The organism is Mesorhizobium sp. B2-5-4, assembly GCF_006441095.1.
GTDB classification, from domain to species: domain Bacteria; phylum Pseudomonadota; class Alphaproteobacteria; order Rhizobiales; family Rhizobiaceae; genus Mesorhizobium; species Mesorhizobium salmacidum.
On sequence record NZ_VFUR01000020.1, the window covers coordinates 79770 to 99194 of the forward strand.

General features: G+C 63.9%; 15 protein-coding genes. 3 read left to right on the plus strand and 12 right to left on the minus strand.

The features are described from left to right. Positions 1-23: 23 nt before the first annotated feature. From lpdA to FJ492_RS22725, 4 genes are all read right to left on the minus strand, one after another. On the minus strand, positions 24-1412 hold the full coding sequence (gene lpdA, locus FJ492_RS22710; protein ID WP_140772365.1) for a dihydrolipoyl dehydrogenase: 1389 nt from the start codon (positions 1410-1412) through the stop codon (positions 24-26). 264 nt (positions 1413-1676) lie between these two features. After that, positions 1677-3002, minus strand: coding sequence for a dihydrolipoamide acetyltransferase family protein (locus tag FJ492_RS22715; RefSeq protein WP_140772367.1), 1326 nt, complete (start codon positions 3000-3002; stop codon positions 1677-1679). Between the two features lie 11 nt (positions 3003-3013). Beyond that, a complete protein-coding gene (locus FJ492_RS22720; RefSeq protein ID WP_140717826.1) occupies positions 3014-4027 on the minus strand; it encodes an alpha-ketoacid dehydrogenase subunit beta in 1014 nt (337 codons plus the stop codon). 3 nt (positions 4028-4030) lie between these two features. Continuing rightward, positions 4031-5263 carry a 3-methyl-2-oxobutanoate dehydrogenase (2-methylpropanoyl-transferring) subunit alpha gene (locus FJ492_RS22725; protein WP_140717824.1) on the minus strand — a complete coding sequence of 411 codons (1233 nt, stop codon included), beginning with the start codon at positions 5261-5263 and terminating at the stop codon, positions 4031-4033. 490 nt (positions 5264-5753) lie between these two features. On the opposite strand from FJ492_RS22725, the gene holA reads away from it, so the two are divergent. After that, positions 5754-6797, plus strand: a complete 1044-nt coding sequence (holA, locus tag FJ492_RS22730; RefSeq protein WP_140507192.1) for a DNA polymerase III subunit delta — start codon at positions 5754-5756, stop codon at positions 6795-6797. 164 nt (positions 6798-6961) lie between these two features. Here the strand turns inward: holA and FJ492_RS22735 are convergent, their stop codons facing one another. The 5 genes from FJ492_RS22735 to mnmE all read right to left on the minus strand — a co-directional run bounded on the left by FJ492_RS22735 (position 6962) and on the right by mnmE (position 12846). Further along, a complete protein-coding gene (locus tag FJ492_RS22735; RefSeq protein WP_140507191.1) occupies positions 6962-7846 on the minus strand; it encodes a ParB/RepB/Spo0J family partition protein in 885 nt (294 codons plus the stop codon). 67 nt (positions 7847-7913) lie between these two features. Beyond that, positions 7914-8714 carry a ParA family protein gene (locus FJ492_RS22740; RefSeq protein ID WP_031240355.1) on the minus strand — a complete coding sequence of 267 codons (801 nt, stop codon included), beginning with the start codon at positions 8712-8714 and terminating at the stop codon, positions 7914-7916. Between the two features lie 55 nt (positions 8715-8769). Next, a complete protein-coding gene (gene rsmG, locus FJ492_RS22745; RefSeq protein WP_027145743.1) occupies positions 8770-9402 on the minus strand; it encodes a 16S rRNA (guanine(527)-N(7))-methyltransferase RsmG in 633 nt (210 codons plus the stop codon). Further along, on the minus strand, positions 9399-11318 hold the full coding sequence (gene mnmG, locus FJ492_RS22750) for a tRNA uridine-5-carboxymethylaminomethyl(34) synthesis enzyme MnmG (protein ID WP_140772369.1): 1920 nt from the start codon (positions 11316-11318) through the stop codon (positions 9399-9401). Before mnmG ends, rsmG begins: the two co-directional genes overlap by 4 nt. 199 nt (positions 11319-11517) lie before the next feature. Continuing rightward, complete coding sequence (gene mnmE / locus FJ492_RS22755; RefSeq protein WP_140772371.1) at positions 11518-12846, minus strand: tRNA uridine-5-carboxymethylaminomethyl(34) synthesis GTPase MnmE; 1329 nt, start codon at positions 12844-12846, stop codon at positions 11518-11520. A gap of 71 nt (positions 12847-12917) precedes the next feature. Between mnmE and FJ492_RS22760 the strand changes: the two genes are divergently transcribed. Further along, positions 12918-14981 (plus strand): thioredoxin domain-containing protein, encoded by a 2064-nt coding sequence (locus tag FJ492_RS22760; protein WP_140772386.1) that lies wholly within the window; start codon positions 12918-12920, stop codon positions 14979-14981. Between the two features lie 66 nt (positions 14982-15047). Here FJ492_RS22760 and rho read toward each other — a convergent pair whose 3' ends face one another. From rho to hemE, 3 genes are all read right to left on the minus strand, one after another. Beyond that, entirely contained in the window at positions 15048-16313 is a 1266-nt protein-coding gene (gene rho, locus FJ492_RS22765; protein WP_140507185.1) for a transcription termination factor Rho, read from the minus strand. Between the two features lie 165 nt (positions 16314-16478). Then, positions 16479-17015, minus strand: coding sequence for a protoporphyrinogen oxidase HemJ (gene hemJ, locus FJ492_RS22770; RefSeq protein WP_140772373.1), 537 nt, complete (start codon positions 17013-17015; stop codon positions 16479-16481). Further along, positions 17015-18046, minus strand: coding sequence for a uroporphyrinogen decarboxylase (gene hemE / locus FJ492_RS22775; RefSeq protein WP_140772375.1), 1032 nt, complete (start codon positions 18044-18046; stop codon positions 17015-17017). The genes hemJ and hemE overlap by 1 nt, the downstream gene beginning before the upstream one ends. Positions 18047-18449: 403 nt before the next feature. Between hemE and FJ492_RS22780 the strand changes: the two genes are divergently transcribed. Continuing rightward, positions 18450-19271: a pyruvate, water dikinase regulatory protein gene (locus FJ492_RS22780; protein WP_140772377.1), complete on the plus strand. Its 822-nt coding sequence runs from the start codon at positions 18450-18452 to the stop codon at positions 19269-19271. Positions 19272-19425 lie beyond the last annotated feature (154 nt).

Below are 19425 nucleotides of genomic sequence, written 5' to 3' on the forward strand. Positions count from 1 at the left end.
CCGATCTGCGTCGGCGCGACACCTCAAATATGCAGCGCGTGCCCGAGCGCCTTTAGCGCGGCTTCCTGGAACCCTTCGCCTTGCGTCGGATGCGAATGGATCGTGCCTGCGATGTCCTCCAGCCTTGCCCCCATCTCCAGCGCCAGCCCAAACGCCGCCGACAGCTCCGACACGCCCTGACCGACCGCCTGGATGCCGAGCACCAGGTGATTGTCCGCGCGCGCCACGACGCGGACGAAGCCATCCTCGCCGAGCTTCGTCATGGCGCGGCCATTGGCGGCGAAGGGGAACAGGCCGATCTTGATCTCGGCCCGGGCCTTGGCCTCTTCAGGCGACAGACCCGCCGTCACCAGCTCGGGATCGGTGAAGCAGACGGCGGGGATCGAGCGCTTGTCCCAGCTGCGCTTATGGCCGGCGACGATTTCGGCGACCATCTCGCCCTGTGCCATCGCCCGGTGCGCCAGCATCGGCTCGCCGGTGACGTCGCCGATGGCGAAGACGCCGCGCATAGAGGTGCGGCACTGGTCATCGATCCTGATGAATTTTCCGGCCCTGTCGAGATCGATCTGCTCGAGCCCCCAGCCCTCGGTCACCGGCTTGCGGCCGACCGTCACCAGGATCTTGTCCGCCGCGACCTTGGCGCTCTTGCCGTCGGATGTCTCGACCAGCAGCGCATCGCCTTTTGTCGACAGTCCCTTGGCCTTGGCGCCGAGCATCACTTCGACGCCAAGTGCGGCGAGCCGCTTGACCACCGGCCGGGTCAACTCCGCATCATACTGTGCCAGCACGCGCGGCAGGGCCTCGACCACGGTCACCTTGGCGCCCATCTTGGCGAAGGCCATGCCGAGTTCGAGGCCGATATAGCCGCCGCCGACGACCGCAAGCCTCTTCGGCACTTCGCTCAGCGCCAGGGCTTCAGTGGATGAAATCACCGGTCCGCCGAAGGGCAGGAGTTCGACCGGCGCCGAGCCCGTCGCGATCACGATCGTTTCCGCGCGGATCACCTGGCTTCCCGTCTCGGTCTCGACCTCGACGGTCTTGCCGTCGCGAAACCTCGCCCAGCCGTGCACGGTCTTCACCCCGGCCTTCTTGAGCAGGCCGGCGACGCCACTGTTGAGCCGGCTGACGATCCCGTCCTTCCAGGCGATGGTCCTGGCCAGATCGAGTACCGGTGCCGTGACCGAAATGCCGAGCGGGCTCTTGCCGCCGGCCATGTCAGACACCTTCTCGAATTCCTCCGCCGCATGAATCAGTGCTTTTGAGGGGATGCAGCCGACATTGAGGCAGGTGCCGCCGGGCTTGCCCGCCTCGACGATGACCGTATCGACGCCGAGCTGCCCGGCACGAATGGCGCAGACATACCCCCCGGGCCCGGCGCCGATGACCAGAAGCTTGCAGGAGATTTCTTTCATGATGGGACCCTGGTTCGTTCCGGCATTGCACCTGCAGACCGCCAACCTTGAAGAATGGCCGAGACGCCCCTGCCGTCGTCATCCTGGGGCGGAGCAAGGAGCGTAGCGACGCGCGCAGACCCCAGGATCCATGCCGTGACGGGAAGGCGTTGCAACGGTTCAGAAACCTGCTCCGCAACGCTCTTAGGCTGAGGTCGCGGCATGGATCCTCGGGTCAAGCCCGAGGATGACGAAGGCAAAGGGGCAGCGTCCGTTCTCATCCTCTCAATCCACGAAAATCAGCGCAGGTGTCTCCAGCAGCGCCTTGATCCGCTGGACGAACACCGCGGCATCCCAGCCGTCGATGACGCGGTGGTCGAAGCTCGACGACAGGTTCATCATCTTGCGCGGGATGAACTGCGTGCCGTCCCACAGCGGCCGCACCATCATCTTGTTGACGCCGATGATCGCGACTTCCGGATGGTTGATGACCGGTGTGGTGGCGACGCCGCCCATGGCGCCGAGCGAGGTGATGGTGATGGTCGAGCCCGACAGCTCGTCACGCGTCGCCGTGCCCGATTTGGCCGCCTCGGCCAGCCTGGCGACCTCGGCGCCGCACTCCCAGATGTCGCGCGCCTCGGCATGCTTGACGACAGGCACCACCAGCCCAGACGGCGTCTGCGCGGCGATGCCGATATGGATGCCGCCGTGCTGGTGGATGATGCCGGCCTCGTCCTCGAACAGCGAATTGAGTTGGGGCTGGTCCGCGATCGCCTTGACCATCGCCCGCATCAGGAACGGCAGCAAGGTCAGCTTCGGCCTCTCCTTGCCTCCCTTGGCGGCGCGCTTTTCCTTGTTGAGCGCGGCGCGCAATTCCTCGAGCGCCGTCACGTCGATCTCCTCGACATAGGTGATGTGAGGGATGCGCGATTTGGACAGCGTCATCTTCTCGGCGATCTTGCGCCGCAGGCCAACCAGTTTGATGTCCTCGATGGCATCGTTGCGGGCGAGGCCCGATGCCTTGGCCACTTGCGGCCCGCGCGCCAGGAAGGTCTCGATGTCTTCATGGCCGATGCGGCCGGCCGGGCCGCTGCCTGCGACTTGCCTGAGATCTATGCCGGCCTCCTTGGCGCGCAAGCGGACGGCTGGCGAGGCCAGCGGCTTTTCGCCTTCCGGGCGCGGTGCGCCGGCCGAGGCCTGTGCCATGGTCTTGGCGGCAGCCGGCGATGGCGCGGGTTTCGCCGGTGCCTCGACGGGCTTTGCCTTGGGGGCCGGTGCGGCTTCGGGCTTTGGGCTCGCCGGCTTGGCGAGCGCTTCGGCTTCGGCGGCCGGTGCCGTCCCTTGCCCGGCGGCCTTCACATTGCCCTCGCCCGCCACTTTCAGCCGCACGATGGGCGAACCGATCGCCACCGTGTCGCCGATCTCGGCGCCCAGCCACAGGATCTCACCATCGACGGGCGACGGGATTTCGACCGTCGCCTTGTCGGTCATCACGGCGGCCAGCAACGTATCCTCGCGCACGATGTCGCCGATCTTCACATGCCATTCGACGAGCTCGGCCTCGGCGACGCCCTCGCCGACATCGGGCAGCTTGATGATGTGTTCGCCCATTTCAGGCCTCTCTAAGCTTCCAATGTTTCGATGAGCGCACGGCCGACACGGGCCGGGCCGGGGAAATAGTCCCACTCCTGCGCGTGCGGATAGGGCGTGTCCCAGCCGGCGACGCGGACCACCGGCGCTTCCAGATGGTAGAAGCAGTTTTCCTGTACCAGCGCCGACAGTTCGGCGCCGAAGCCTGACGTCAGCGTCGCCTCGTGTACGACCACGCAACGTCCGGTCTTCTTGACCGAGGCCACGATCGTATCGAGGTCGAGCGGCAGCAGCGTCCTGAGGTCGATGATCTCGGCATCGATGCCGGTCTCCTCGGCCGCGGCCTGGGCGACATAGACCATGGTGCCATAGGCGAGCACCGTGACGGCGGAACCCGCCCTGCGGATCGCCGCCTTGCCGAGCGGCACGGTATAATGGCCGTCGGCGACCTCGCCGAGCTCGTGCTTCGACCACGGCGTTACCGGCCGGTCGTGATGGCCGTCGAACGGGCCGTTATAGAGCCGCTTCGGCTCCAAGAAGATCACCGGGTCGGGATCCTCGATCGCCGCGATCAAAAGCCCCTTGGCGTCATGCGGGTTGGATGGCACCACCGTCTTCAGCCCGGACACATGGGTGAACAGCGCCTCCGGGCTCTGGCTGTGCGTCTGGCCGCCGAAGATGCCGCCGCCGGTCGGCATGCGCACCACGATCGGGCAGGTGAAATCACCGTTCGACCGGTAGCGCAGCCTTGCGGCTTCCTGCGTCAGCTGGTCGTAGGCCGGATACATGTAGTCGGCAAACTGAATCTCGACGCACGGCTTCAGGCCATAGGCGGCCATCCCGATGGCCGAGCCGACAATGCCGGATTCGCTGATTGGCGCGTCGAAGCAGCGGCTCTTGCCGTATTTGGCCTGCAGGCCGTGGGTGACGCGAAAAACGCCGCCGAAGAAACCGACATCCTCGCCGAACACGACGACTTTGCTGTCGCGCTCCATCGAAACGTCCATGGCGTCCCGGATGGCCTCTATCATGGTCCGCCTTGGCATGGCTCAGACTCCCGCCTGCTGGCGCTGGCGTCTGAGATGCGGCGGCATCTCGGCATAGAGGCCCTCGAACATGTCTCGCGTCGACGGCTTGCCGCCGGCATGCAGCGTGCCGTGGCTTTCCGCCTCCTTCTGCGCCGCGATCACCGTGTCGAGGATTTCCGCCTCGGCCTGTGCGTGCCGCTCGTCCGACCAGACGCCGAGCTTGATCAGATGGTTCTTCAGCCGCACGACCGGATCGCCGAGTGGCCAGGCGTCGGACTCGGTCTTTGGCCGGTAGGCGGAGGGATCGTCCGAGCTCGAATGGGCGCCGGCGCGGTAGGTGACATATTCGACCAGCGTCGGCCCGAGATTGTTGCGGGCCCGCTCGGCCGCCCATTTGGCCACCGCATGGACCGCCAGATAGTCATTGCCGTCGACGCGCAGCGACGGAATGCCGAAGCCGAGGCCGCGTGCTGCAAAAGTGCCCGAGCCGCCGCGCGCAATGCCCTGAAAAGTCGAGATCGCCCACTGGTTGTTGACGACGTTGAGCACGACCGGAGCCTTGTAGGTGGAAGCGAATACCAGCGCCGAATGGAAATCGGATTCGGCCGTCGAGCCGTCGCCGATCCAGCCGGCGGCGATGCGCGAATCGTTCGAGATCGCCGAGGCCATCGCCCAGCCGACCGCCTGGATATACTGCGTCGCCAGATTGCCGGAGATAGAGAAGAAGCCGTGCTCTTTCGACGAATACATGATCGGCAGCTGCCGGCCTTTCAGCGGATCGGCCTCGTTGGAATAGATCTGGTTCATCATCGTGACCATCGGATAGCCGTCGGCGATCAGCAGGCCGGCCTGCCGATAGGTCGGGAAGTTCATGTCGCCCGGGGCAAGCGCCTTGCGAAAGGCGCAGCTCACCGCTTCTTCGCCCAGATGCTGCATGTAGAAAGAGGTCTTGCCTTGCCTCTGCGCCATCTGCATGCGCGCATCGAAGGTCCGCAGCGTCATCATGTTGCGCAGGCCCTCCAGCAATTCCTCGCTGGAAAGCAGCCCGGCCCATGGCCCGACGGCTTCGCCATTGCGGTTCAGCACGCGGATGATCGAAAACGCCATGTCGCGGATGGTGCGCGGATCGACATCGATATCGGGACGCGGCACCGAGCCGGCCTGGGCGATGGTCACGTTGGAGAAATCAGGCGTGCCGCCCGGCCGCACTTCCGGCTCCGGAACGTGAAAACGCAACATCCCAGCATCGGCCATGACCAAAACTCCTCCAATGTCGCCTGGGTGCGGATATTTGCATATCCGCGCCGCCAGTGCGAATGCGTCGGGGTCGGTTCCGGCCGCGCCGGCCGATCCGCCTCCCCCGCTCAAGATGAAGATATGTCGGCGAAATTTCTTGTCGATGTTGGGCGGCGGCACGCAATTTGGCGCATGGTTGCGCCGTGTTTGTCGCCAGATAAGGTGATTGGGTGCAGAGCGTGGCCGCTTTTCCTTCTCCCCTTGTGGTGCCCGAAGGGCGGGCGAGGCCCGGGACTCGCCCAGGGCGGTGGCCTCGCGAAGCGAGGCCGGATGAGGGGTGCTCCAGCTTGGCGCGTGCCAATCGGCTGCATCAAAACCAGCGTCTCACCCCGCTGGAACACCCCTTCCGTCGCCTTCGGCGACACCTTCTCCCGCAGGGGGAGAAGGAAAAGAGTGCTCGGTGCCGATCGCCGTTCACCCCGCGCACGCATCATGCTAACCACCCTCCATGGCACAGAAGAAAGCTTTCGAGGTCGATTCCTGGCTCGCGCGGCCTGATCCGCGCATCTCGATCGTCCTGCTTTATGGCCCCGATCGCGGCCTTGTCTCGGAGCGGGCGAAGGCGTTTGCCGGAAAGACCGGTCTGCCGCTGGACGATCCGTTCTGCGTGGTCAGGCTCGAGGGTTCGGAGGTCGACCGCGACGAGGGCCGGCTGCTCGACGAAGCCCGCACCGTGCCGATGTTTTCCGACCGGCGGCTGCTCTGGGTGCGCAACGCCAGCGGCCAGAAGGCACTGGCCGACGACGTCAAGGCGCTGACGGCGGAGCCGGTGCGGGACGCCATCATCCTGATCGAGGCCGGCGACTTGAAGAAAGGGGTCGGGCTGCGCGCGGTGGTCGAGGGCGCCGACAACGCCATGGCCTTGCCCTGCTACGCCGATGAGGCCCGCGACATCGACACGGTCATCGACGACGAGCTGCGCAAGGCCGGCATGTCGATGACGCTGGAGGCCAGACAGGCGCTGCGCCGCAATCTCGGCGGCGACCGGCTGGCCTCGCGTGGCGAGATCGAAAAACTCGTCCTCTACGCCCACGGCCAGAAGGAAATCGGGCTGGAAGAGGTGAGAGCCATGTCGGGCGACGTGTCCGGTGCCTCTTATGACGATGCCGTCGACGCGCTGCTCGAAGGCAAGATCGGCGACTTCGACGCCGCCTTCACGCGCCACTGCCAGGGCGGCGGCCAGCCCTTCCTGGTGCTGTCCTCGGCGATGCGGCAGATACAGCAGATACAGGTCATGCGCGGCCAGATGGACTCCGGCGGCCGCAACGCCGCTTCCGTCGTTGCCGCCGCGCGGCCGCCGGTCTTTTTCGCGCGCCGCAAGCTGGTGGAGAGAGCGCTGGAGCGCTGGAACAGCGAAGCGCTCGGCCGCGCGCTGACCCGCCTGCAATCAGCCGTGCTGCAGACGCGGCGCCGGCCGGACCTGTCGGTGGCGCTGGCCAGGCAGGCGCTGCTGGGGATCGCCGTGGAAAGCGCGCGGCTGGCGCAAAGGTAGGCGCCTCTTCCTTCCCCCCTTGTGGGAGAAGGGAAGACCGCGCGAAACATTCGCCGGCTAAATACCAAAAGCAATCCCTAGAAAAGTGTGTCGCAGTCTTCCATCCGAACTGCGCAAAAGCAAGAGTTTAGCAGGTCCGCGATTCTATCAATCGCCGGGCCGCTCTAATCCTGTTTCAACCGGCGGCACAGCTCATCCAGCTGCTCCAAGCTCCGATACGCAACGCGTAGCACGCCACCCTTGCCCTTGTGGTCGACCGTGACGATCATGCCGGTCGTATCGGTCAGCAGCTTCTCCAGGGCCAGCGTGTCGGCGTCCTTTTCGACGGCCGGCGCGGCTGACTTGGTGCCGTTGGAACTGGTGCCGGCCGGCATCTGCGCCAGCGCCTCGGCCTGGCGCACGGAAAGACCCTCCTCGACAATGCGCTTGGCAAGGCCGGCCGGATCCTCCGCCGTGACCAGCGTGCGGGCATGCCCGGCCGACAGCGCGCCGTCGACCAGCATGTCGCGGATCACGTCGGGCAGCTTCAACAATCTCAAAGTGTTGGCGACATGGCTGCGGCTCTTCCCGATCACCTGGCCGAGATCGGCCTGGGTGTAGCCATGGTCGTCGATGAGTTGCTGGTAACCCTGTGCCTCTTCGACCGGATTGAGGTCGGCGCGCTGGACGTTCTCGATGATCGCCAGTTCCAGCGCCGTGCGGTCGTTGACTTCGCGGATGATGACCGGGATCTCGGTCAGCCCGGCACGCTGCGCCGCACGCCAGCGCCGCTCGCCGGCGATGAGCTCGTAGCGGCCCGCCTGCGTCGGCGACGGCCGCGCCACGACCGGCTGCACCACGCCATGCTCGCGGATCGACTGGGCGAGGTCGGTCAGTTCGGCATCGCCAAAATGCCGGCGCGGATTTCTCGGGTTTGGGCTGAGAAACTCGATCGGCACCTTGCCGTCGGCGCTCATGCCGGGCTTTTCCGGTGCGGCAGGACGATCGATCTCGCCGATCAGTGCCGCCAGTCCGCGTCCCAGTCTTTTCCTCGAGAGATCTTCGCTCATCTTTATTCCATGTCTATTTCAGATCGTTTCGGTATCGAATCGGCTGTTGATTATGCGGCCGATCTAATCAAGCAGCGCGCAATTTACGCTCGCGGCGGATCACTTCGGAGGCCAGTTGCAGATAGGCCTGGCTGCCGGAGCATTTCAGGTCGTAGAGGATCGCCGGCTTGCCATAGGACGGCGCCTCCGACACCCGCACATTGCGCGGAATGATGGTCTCATAGACCTTGTCGCCCATGTGCTCGCGCACATCCTGCACCACCTGGTTGGCGAGGTTGTTGCGGCCGTCATACATGGTCAGCACGATGCCCTGGATGGTAAGATCCGGATTGATCGAGCGACGCACCTGCTCGACCGTTTCGAGCAGCTGGCTAAGACCCTCCAGTGCGAAGAACTCGCATTGCAGCGGCACGAGAACGGAATCAGCTGCCGCCATTGAATTCAAAGTCAAAAGATTGAGCGACGGCGGGCAATCGATCAGCACGTAGCCGAAGGGCGCCCCGCGCTCGGTCGCCGCGCGCAGTGCATTGCGCAGTTTGAGCACCCGGTCCGGCGCCGAAGCGATCTCCATCTCGATGCCGAGCAGGTCGAGCGTCGAGGGCACGATCGACAGGCCGGGCACCGCGGTCGGGATGGCGGCGGCTTCCAGCTCCAGTTCGCCCGTAAGCACATCATAGGAGGAGACCGTCCGGTCCTTGCGGTCGATGCCGAGGCCGGTGCTTGCATTGCCTTGCGGATCGAGGTCGACGATCAGCACTTTTTCGCCGATTGCCGCCAGCGCGGTGGCCAGGTTGATGGCGGTGGTGGTCTTGCCGACACCGCCCTTCTGGTTGGCTACGGTGATGATTCGAGGGCCGTTCTTCATCATGGGTTTATGCCAGAAATTCATCTTTGGGTCGCCGAATAATCAGACCGGTCTCGGTTCAGACGGGTCGCACATTGGACAATTCGAGGATGACGCCGCTGGCGTCGGTCACGCTTGGATGTTCTACCAGATCGAAAGTCCACCGGTTAACGCTTTCTTGCACTTCGGCGCGGTAATCCCGGCCTTTGTGGAACAGCGCCCGCGCCCCCGAGGTCAGCCATGGCGCGGACAGGTCCAGCAGGACCGAAAGCGGGGCCAGCGCCCGCGCCGTGACGATTTGCGGCTTCGAAACAAGCACATGGCTGTCCTCGATGCGGCGCGCCACGACTCGCGCCGGCAAGCCGAACTGACCGATGACGGTCTGCAGGAACGAGGCCTTCTTGCGGTTGCTTTCGACCAGATCGATGCTGGCCCCCGGGCGCTCGGCGAGCAGAAAGGCCATGACAAGCCCGGGAAATCCGCCGCCGGAACCGATATCGACCCAATGCGTGGCTTCGGACTCTATCCGTGCAAGCTGCGCACTGTCCAGGATGTGGCGTTGCCAGACATCACCGGAGGTCGATTGCGCGACGAGATTGATGCTGCGGTTCCATTTCTGGAACATCTCTTCGAACGCCACCAGGCGATCGAATGTTTCACGTGAAACCGGACCGGCGGCCTCCTGCAGGCTCTCGCGGGAGAAAGACCTCACGCAACGTCCCTCTGCTCGGCCTCTTCAGCGGTTTCCCCCTTCTGTGCTGTTTCCCCCTTCTGCGCTGTTTCCCAGTGACGGACATGCGCGACAATGATCGCCAGCGCCGCAGGCGTCATGCCTTCCATGCGCTGTGCATCCGCAACGGAGCGTGGCCGCCGCGCCTGCATCTTCTGCTTCAATTCATTGGACAGGCCGGGCACGCCGGCGAAATCAATGGCATCGGGGATCAGCCGGCTCTCCTCATGCCGTATCTGCGCGACATCCGTGCTCTGGCGGTCAAGATAAACCGAATATTTCGCTTCCGTTTCGAGGCGCTCCGCGGTCTTGGCGTCGATGTCGCCAAATTTAGGCTCGACCCGGCTTAGCCAGGCAATATCGACATCGGGATAAGCCAGCAATTCAAAGCCGGACCGGCGCACGCCGTCGCGATTGATCTCCAGGCCATGCCGTGCCGCCTCGTTCGGCGTCATGGTCAGCGAAAGCGCCAACTGGCGCGCTTCGTCAAGCCGACGGGTGACATCGCCATAGCGCTGCAGCCGCCGCGCCGAAGCGATCCCCAGCGTCTGCGCCACCGGCGTCAGCCGCTCATCGGCGTTGTCGGCGCGCAGCGACAGCCGGAACTCGGCCCGCGAGGTGAACATCCGGTAGGGCTCGCTGATGCCGCGACTGGTCAAATCGTCGACCATCACGCCGATATAGGCCTGGGTGCGGCTGAGCACGACCTGCTCGCCGCCCGCGGCGCGGCGCGCTGCATTGAGGCCGGCGAGCAGGCCCTGCCCGGCGGCCTCTTCATAGCCGGTCGTACCGTTGATCTGCCCGGCGAGAAAAAGCCCGGCAACGCGCTTGGTCTCCAGCGTCTGATGCAGTTCGCGCGGATCGACATGATCATATTCGATGGCATAGCCCGGCTGCAGCATGACAGCGCGCTCCAGCCCCGGAATGGTCTTCAGGATGGCGAGCTGAACATCTTCCGGCAGCGAGGTCGAAATACCGTTGGGATAGACGGTGTGGTCGTCGAGCCCTTCCGGTTCGAGAAAGATCTGGTGCCCGTCGCGGTCGCCGAACTTGACGATCTTGTCCTCGATCGACGGGCAATAACGCGGCCCAACGCCTTCGATCGAGCCGGAATACATCGCCGAACGGCCAAGATTGGCGCGAATCACCTCATGTGTGGCCGTGGTCGTGCGCGTAATGCCGCAATCGATCTGCGGCGTCACGATGCGGTCGGTCATCAGCGAGAACGGCACCGGATGCTCGTCCGCCGCCTGGCTTTCCAGCGCAGCCCAGTCGATGGTCCGCCCGTCCAGGCGCGGCGGCGTGCCGGTCTTGAGCCGCCCGAGCCTGAAGCCGGCGCGGTCCATTGTCGCCGACAGTCCCATGCTGGCCTTCTCGTTCATGCGGCCGGCGACAATCTTCTTTTCGCCGATGTGAATGAGCCCGCGCAGGAAGGTCCCAGTCGTCAGCACCACGGCGCCGCAGGCAAGCCGGCGGCCGTCCGCCAGGAGAACCGCTTCTATCTTCCCATCGGAAATCTCGAAATCGAGAACTTCGCCCTCGACAACCTCAAGATCGTTCTGCTGCCGAATCGCTTCCTGCATGGCAAGGCGATAGAGTTTTCTGTCGGCTTGCGTGCGCGGACCGCGTACCGCCGGACCCTTGCGGCGGTTGAGCAGACGAAACTGGATGCCGGCGGCGTCCGCCACGCGGCCCATCAGCCCGTCCATGGCGTCGATCTCGCGCACAAGATGCCCTTTGCCCAGCCCGCCGATGGCAGGGTTGCACGACATCACGCCGATCGTGTCGAAACGTAGCGTCACCAGTGCGGTGCTGGCGCCGGCGCGCGCCGCGGCACTGGCCGCCTCGCAACCCGCATGGCCGCCGCCCACCACAACCACATCATAGTGATCGGTCATCTTACATAAGTCCCGGACTCAAAAGAGATCAGCGACACATGTCCCCGCGAGACGGGACTGTCAAGAAAACTTCCGCGCGACGTTTCACGTGAAACAGGGAAACCCTGCTTCTGTCGGCGTTTCACGTGAATCACCGCCAAAGATGTTTCACGTGAGTCAATCGGGGCCCCTGCCAGCGGCCATGCGTGTTTCACGTGAGTCATTTCCCGATGCAGAACTGGGAAAAAATTACGTCGAGCAAGTCTTCGACGTCGACCGCGCCCACGATCCGCCCCAGGCGGTCCGCTGCCAGACGCAGCTCTTCAGCGCGTAGCTCCTGTGGCGTCCCGTCGTCGGCGGCGCGATGCAGATGCCGGTTCGCCGCCCCTAGCAACTCGACATGACGCAGCCGTGACGGCAGCACATCGCCGGCACCGCCCGCCGCCTGTGTGGCGCGGTGCCCGATCTCCGCCAGCAATTCATCCACACCCGTCCCTTCCACCACTGATATGCCAAACTCGTAGCGCCGGGCCGCATCGTAGGCCGCTCCGCCATCGAGCAGGTCGAGCTTGGTGCCGACGCGCAATGCCGGTATCGCAGCAGGAAGCGAACCGGCGTTCCTGGGGTCCGCGGCGTCCTCGAGCAACAGCAAGAGATCGGCGCGACCCGCCTTGGCTTTCGCCTTCTCGATGCCGATCGCCTCAATTTTGCCGGGCGCTTCCCGCAACCCCGCCGTGTCGTTCAACCTGACACGCAGACCTTGGAGATCCAGCACGACCTCCAGCAGGTCGCGGGTGGTGCCGGGTTCATCCGTTACAATAGCCGCATCGCGGCGCGCCAAGGCGTTGAACAGGCTGGACTTGCCGGCATTGGGCGCGCCGAGAATGACGACTTCGAAGCCGTCGCGAATGACTTCGGCGGCGTGGAATCCGGCTATGTGCCGGTCAATCTCTAATATCATCGACCGCACGTCGGACCAGACCGTATCCGAAACGGAACCCGGCACATCATCCTCGTCGGCAAAGTCGATCTCGGCTTCGATCATCGCCCGCGCATGGATCAGGCGCCGACGCCAGCCGAGATAAAGCTCACTCTGCGCGCCCTCGGCATTCTGGACGGCGAAGCGCCGTTGCGCTTCGGTCTCGGCGTTGATGAGATCCGCCAGCGCCTCCGTCTCGACCAGGTCGACCTTGCCGTTGAGGAAGGCACGGCGCGTGAATTCCCCGGGTTCGGCGTGCCTGACGCCGTCAAATCCAGCGATTGTCTCCAACATTCTGGCCACCACGGCGCGGCCGCCATGAATATGGAACTCGGAGACGTCCTCACCGGTGAAGCTGGCCGGCCCGGGGAAGAAGACAACCAGCCCGGTGTCGAGAACCGTTCCATCTGGAGCCCTGAGCTTGCGCAGCACCGCCGTGCGCTCCTTAACCATGCCGCCGGCAATCGTTTCGACAACGAATCGAGTCCGAGGGCCGGAGATACGCAGCACGGCGATACCGGCCGGAAGCCGGCCGCTCGACAACGCCACGATCGAATCGCCTGAAATCATTTGCCCGCTCTACCGAACCGCCCTAGCTATCGTGTCATCACCCATCCCGAGTGCCGCGAAAGTTGGCCATTGTGACATTGCCCGCGCAAAACCTGCTTGCCGACGAGGCCAGCCCCTATCTGCAGCAGCACAGCGGCAATCCCGTACATTGGCGGGGATGGTCACCGGCATCGCTGGAAGAGGCAAAGGCGCTGGACAGGCCTATCTTGCTCTCCATTGGCTACGCCGCCTGCCATTGGTGCCATGTCATGGCCCATGAAAGCTTCGAGAACGACGACGTCGCCGCCGTCATGAACCGTCTGTTCGTCAATATCAAGGTCGACCGCGAGGAGCGCCCCGACATCGACCAGATCTATATGGCCGCACTGTCCTCGATGGGCGAGCAAGGCGGCTGGCCGCTGACCATGTTCCTGACGCCCGATGGCAAACCGTTCTGGGGCGGCACCTATTTCCCGCGCGAGCCGCGCTATGGCCGGCCGGGGTTCATCCAGGTGATGGAGGCGGTCGACAAGGCCTGGCGCGAAAAGAGGGCGAGCCTGCACCAGAGCGCCGACGGCCTGACCTCCCATGTCGAGGCGCGGCTCTCCGCCACGCATTCCAAGGCGCTCCTCGCTCGCGATGCGCTGTCCGACCTCGCCGGCCGCGTCAGCGGCATGATCGACCGCGATCGCGGCGGCCTCGCCGGCGCGCCGAAATTCCCGAACGCGCCGTTCATGCAAACGCCGTGGCTGTCCTGGCTGCGCGACGGCAATGCCGCGCATCGCGACGACGTGCTCATCAGCCTCGAACATATGTTGAGCGGCGGCATCTACGATCACATCGGCGGCGGCCTCAGCCGCTACTCGACGGACGCCGAATGGCTGGTGCCGCATTTCGAGAAGATGCTCTACGACAACGCCCAGCTCATCCGCTTCTGCAATTGGGCTCTTGCGGCGACCGGCGATGATTTGTTCCGGGTACGAATCGAAGACACGGTCGACTGGCTGCTGCGCGAAATGCGCGTCAATGGCGGCGCCTTTGCCGCCAGCCTCGACGCCGACAGCGACGGCGAGGAGGGCCTGTTCTACACCTGGAGCAGGGAAGAGATCGAAGCTGTCCTTGGCAAAGATTCATCATTGTTCTTCAAATACTTCACGCTTTCCAGCCCACCCGGCTGGGAGGGCAAGCCGGTTGTCCATCAAACCCTTTCCCAGCAAGCGCTTGGGGCGACCGACCGCGAACAGCTGGTGCCGCTCAAGGCAAGGCTTCTCGCCGCCCGGGAAGAACGCGTCAGGCCTGGGCTGGACGCGAAGACCCTTACCGACTGGAACGGCCTGATGATCGCAGCACTCGCCGAGGCCGGCCGCTCGCTGGCACGGCCGGATTGGATCGAGGCCGCGGCAAAGGCGTTTGCCCATATCAGCGCCGCCAGCCGCGACAATCGCTTGCCGCATTCCATGCTTGGTGTCAGGAAATTGTTTCCCGCTCTATCGAGCGACTATGCCGCCATGACCAACGCGGCGATCTCGCTGTTTGAAGCCACAGGCGATTGGAACTATGTCGACCAGGCCAGCCGGTTCCTCGAACAGCTCGACCATTGGCACGCCGACGCGCAGAGCACGGGCTACTATCTGACCGCCTCGGACAGCACCGATGTGCCGATCCGCATCAGGGGCGATGTCGACGAGGCCATTCCGTCAGCCACCAGCCAGATCATCGAGGCGCAGGTGCGGCTCGCCTCCGTCACCGGCAATCTCGATTTGCAGGAGAAGGCGTGGAAAACCGCCGAGCACGCTGCCGGCCGAGCCGCGCACCAGGCCTACGGCCAGGCGGGCATCGTCAATGCCTGCACGCTTGCCATCGAACCGCTGAAACTGGTCGTCGTGGACGAGCCGGAAGATCAAAAACTCGTTCCGGTCGTTAATCGAAACCCTGATCCCCGCCGCGTCGATATTGTCGTGCCGATCGGTATGGCGGCGAATCGACCCTTGCTGCCCGGGGGAATTCTGCCGCCGACCAACCGGCGCGGCGCCTGGCTGTGCACCGGCCAGGTCTGCCTGCCGGTGGTTGCGGATCCCGATGAGCTGGAAGGGATGTTGCGCAGTTCGTCATCCTATAGCGCAGCAAGGAGCGACGCGACGCACCGCGGACCATAGGACGTCACGGGATGGATCCTCGGCTCAAGCCCGAGGATGACGAAGAGAAAGCCCGCCTCGCTTCGATTATGTATTCATCGAATCGAAGAAATCGCCGTTGGTCTTGGTCTGCTTCAGCTTGTCGATCAGGAACTCGATCGCATCGGTGGTTCCCATCGGCGCCAGGATACGGCGCAGCACGAAGATCTTCTGCAGGTCCTGACGCGACACCAGCAGGTCTTCCTTGCGAGTGCCGGACTTGAGGATGTCGATGGCCGGATAGATGCGCTTGTCGGCCACCTTGCGGTCGAGCTGGATTTCGCAGTTACCGGTGCCCTTGAACTCTTCGAAGATGACTTCGTCCATGCGGCTGCCGGTGTCGATCAGCGCCGTGGCGATGATGGTGAGCGAGCCGCCTTCCTCGATGTTGCGGGCGGCGCCGAAGAAGCGCTTCGGGCGCTGCAGCGCGTTGGCGTCGACACCGCCGGTCAGCACCTTGCCGGAGGACGGCACGACGGTGTTGTAGGCGCGGCCGAGGCGGGTGATGGAATCCAGCAGGATCACCACATCACGGCCGTGCTCGACCAGGCGCTTGGCCTTCTCGATGACCATTTCGGCGACCTGGACGTGGCGCACCGCCGGTTCGTCGAAGGTCGAGGAGACCACTTCGCCCTTCACCGAGCGCTGCATGTCGGTCACTTCTTCCGGACGCTCGTCGATCAGAAGCACGATCAGATAGCATTCCGGATGATTGGCGGTGATCGAGTGCGCGATGTTCTGCAAAAGCACCGTCTTGCCGGTACGCGGCTGTGCGTTGATCAGCGCGCGCTGGCCCTTGCCGATCGGCGCCACCAGGTCGATCACGCGAGGCGATATGTCCTTGCTGGGCGGATTGTCGACCTCCATCTTCAGCCGCGAGGTCGGATAGAGCGGCGTCAGATTGTCGAAGTGGATCTTGTGGCGGATCTTTTCGGGATCGTCGAAATTGATCGTGTTGACCTTGAGCAGCGCGAAATAGCGCTCGCCCTCCTTCGGGCTGCGGATCGGTCCTTCGACCGTATCGCCGGTCTTCAGCGAAAAGCGCCGGATCTGCGACGGCGAGATGTAGATGTCGTCGGGACCTGGCAGGTAGTTGGCATTGGCGGAGCGCAGGAAGCCGAAGCCGTCCTGCAGCACCTCGACCACACCGTCACCGATGATTTCGATGTCCTGGGCGGCGAGCTTCTTCAGGATCGCGAACATCAGCTCCTGCTTGCGCATGACGCTGGCGTTCTCGACCTCGAGCGATTCGGCATAAGCGATCAGCTCTGGCGGCTTCTTGTTCTTGAACTCGGTGAGTTTCATTTCTTGCATTAGACGGACTCTGGGTAGGCTTTGGGGAAAAGATCGGCGGGATGCGACAAATGCCGGGCGCGGCCGAAAGCAATGACGGGCGGCGCATGACGGGAAGGAAGACCCGTCTTGTATCGTCGGTCGGCTGAAAGAGCAAGCCGCCTTTTGAGCGGGTCCGATGAAGCCTCAGAAGGGCTTCACGACGACCAGGATCACGATTGCGATCATCAGCAATGTGGGGATCTCGTTGACGATCCGCCAGTGCCTTGCCGGTTTTTCGTTGCGGTCCTCGGCGAATTTGCGCACCGCGCCGGCCAGATAGCCGTGAATGCCAGACAAAATCAGCACCAGGCCGATCTTGGCATGCAGCCAGCCGCCCTGGAACGCAAAGATTTTCCAGGCCAGCCACAGCCCGAACACCCAGGTGAGGATCATCGCCGGATTGATGATGCCGCGCAGCAGGCGCCGCTCCATCACCTTGAACGTCTCGGATTGAACGGAGCCCTTCTCCGCGTCGGCGTGATAGACAAACAGGCGCGGCAGATAAAGCATGCCGGCCATCCAGGAGATGACGGCGAGAATATGGATCGCCTTTGCCCAGGGATAAAAGCTTTCCGGTGCGAAGAAAAACAAGACCGCGGTGAGAACGATCAGGACAGCGATGCCGATGACCATGCGCTTCATCGCCTGACCGGTGCTATTGGTGTTACTTCTGTCAGTCATCAGCGCGCCGCGCTCCGCACCTGTTTCACCATCGCCTCGACATGCGCCACCGGCGTGTCGGGCGTGACGCCATGGCCGAGATTGAAGATCAGCGGCCCGTTCCCCAACGCCCGAAGGATCGCCCCGACCCCGTCGGCCAATGCCTGGCCGCCGGCGACCAGCCGCAACGGATCGAGATTGCCCTGGACGGCTCCCTGCCGCTGCAACGCCTTCGCTGCCTCGAGCGGCACCGTCCAGTCGATGCCCAGCCCCGTCACACCGGTCTTCTCGCGATAACTCTGGTAGCGGGCTCCGGCGCCCTTGGGAAACCCGATGATCGGCACGTCGGGATGGACGGCCCGAACTTGCCTGACGACCTCTGCGACCGGCTCGACGCAGAACTGTTCGAATGTAGCATCGTCGAGTACCCCCGACCAGGAATCGAAGATCTGCACGACATCCGCGCCGGCCTCGATCTGGCGGATCAGGTAGGAAGCCGAATGATCGGCGAGCACTTTCAGCAGCTGTCGAAACGCCGCCGGCTCGCGGTAGGCGAACAGCCGCGCCGGCGCCTGGTCCGGCGTACCGTGGCCGGCGATCATATAGGTCGCCACCGTCCAAGGCGCGCCGCAAAAGCCGATCAGCGTCGTCTCGTCGGGCAATTTCGCCCGCAGCCGGCGAAGCGTCTCGTAGACCGGTTCGAGATTCACGTGAAACATGTCGCTTCCCAGCGCCGCGATCTCCGCCGCTGAAATCGGCGTCAGCAGCGGTCCGCGCCCTTCCTCGAAGCGCACGTCGCGGCCAAGCGCATGGGGAACGACAAGGATGTCCGAGAACACGATCGAAGCGTCGAAGCCGAAACGCTCGATCGGCTGCAGCGTCACTTCGACGGCAAGGTCGGGGCTGTAGCAGAGATCAAGGAACGAACCGGCACGCCTTCGCGTCTCACGATATTCCGGCAGATAGCGCCCTGCCTGGCGCATCATCCAGAGCGGAGGAGGAAACACCGTCTTGCCCTTCAGGACATCCAGCATGATCCGTCTTGCAGGCATCGAACGCTCGCCTCTCCCGGCTTCCTCTTAATCAAATATCTTATTTTAAAAGAGTCTTCTGATTCTAAGAGTCTGTTGGTTGTGGTGGTTGTCACCTGTCCCGCTTTGGCCGCCAAAACGCCAGCAAGCATATTGTCGCGCACTGCCGATCGCGGTTTGCAGGGTTCTGGGGACAATCAGGAATCTCGCAGAGGAGTCAATGCGCTAGATCGACCGCCCTCGAGACCTGCCCTGTGGACGAACGAAAGGCAAAGCGCTTCGTCCACGGACTTGTCCCCAGCCGTCCGGCGAAGCTGACAGCGCATCGAATTGTGGACAAACCGGCATCTGATACAGTCGCCTTTCGCCGGCATGCCTGCCCGTTCGATCTTATCCACATCCGCCCACAGCCCCAGGTGACCCTGTGAACAAACCCCAAAGCTTCTTTCACCTGCATCTGATTTCCGACGCCACGGGGGAAACGTTGCTCGCCGCCGGCCGCGCCGCTTCGGCGCAGTACAAGGATGCGCGCGCCATCGAGCACATCTACCCGCTCATCCGCACCGAAAAGCAGATAGCCAAGGTGTTCGAGGACATAGAGGAGGAGCCGGGCATCATCCTCTACACGGTGGTCGACCAGAAGCTGGCGCACGGCATCGACGAACGCTGCGCGGCCATGGGCCTGCCTTGCGTGTCCGTGCTGGAGCCCGTGCTGACCGTCTTCCAGTCCTATCTCGGAACGCCGGCCGGCCGCCGCGTCGGCGCCCAGCATGTTCTCGACGCCGAATATTTCCGGCGCATCGATGCGCTCAACTTCACCATGGACCATGATGACGGCCAGCTACCGGCAAACATGGATGACGCCGATGTCGTGCTGATCGGCATTTCGCGCACCTCGAAGACGCCGACCAGCATCTATCTCGCCAACCGCGGCATCAAGACCGCCAACATCCCGATCGTGCTCGGCGTGCCGGTGCCCGAAAGCCTAGTCAACGCCAGGACACCGCTGATCGTGGGACTGATCGCCACCGCCGAGCGCATATCGCATGTGCGCCAGAACCGCATCCTCGGCAATTCGAGCACCTACGTGCCGACCGACTATGTCGACCGCGCCGCCATCAACGAAGAGCTCGCCTATGCCCGCCAGATCTGCACCCGCCATGGCTGGCCGATGATCGACGTCAGCCGCCGCTCGATCGAGGAGACGGCGGCGGCGATCGTTGCCCTTAGGGGGAAGACGCGCTAGGGCAGACGAGAGAGGTGAGCATCCCGAAGCGCACCCCTCATCCGACCTCGCTTCGCGAGGCCACCTTCTCCCACAAGGAGGCCTTTGCACGGAACCGGGTTGGTGATTCCGTGCGTAAGGAATGAAGAGGGATGATTCGGATGGTCGATCGTTT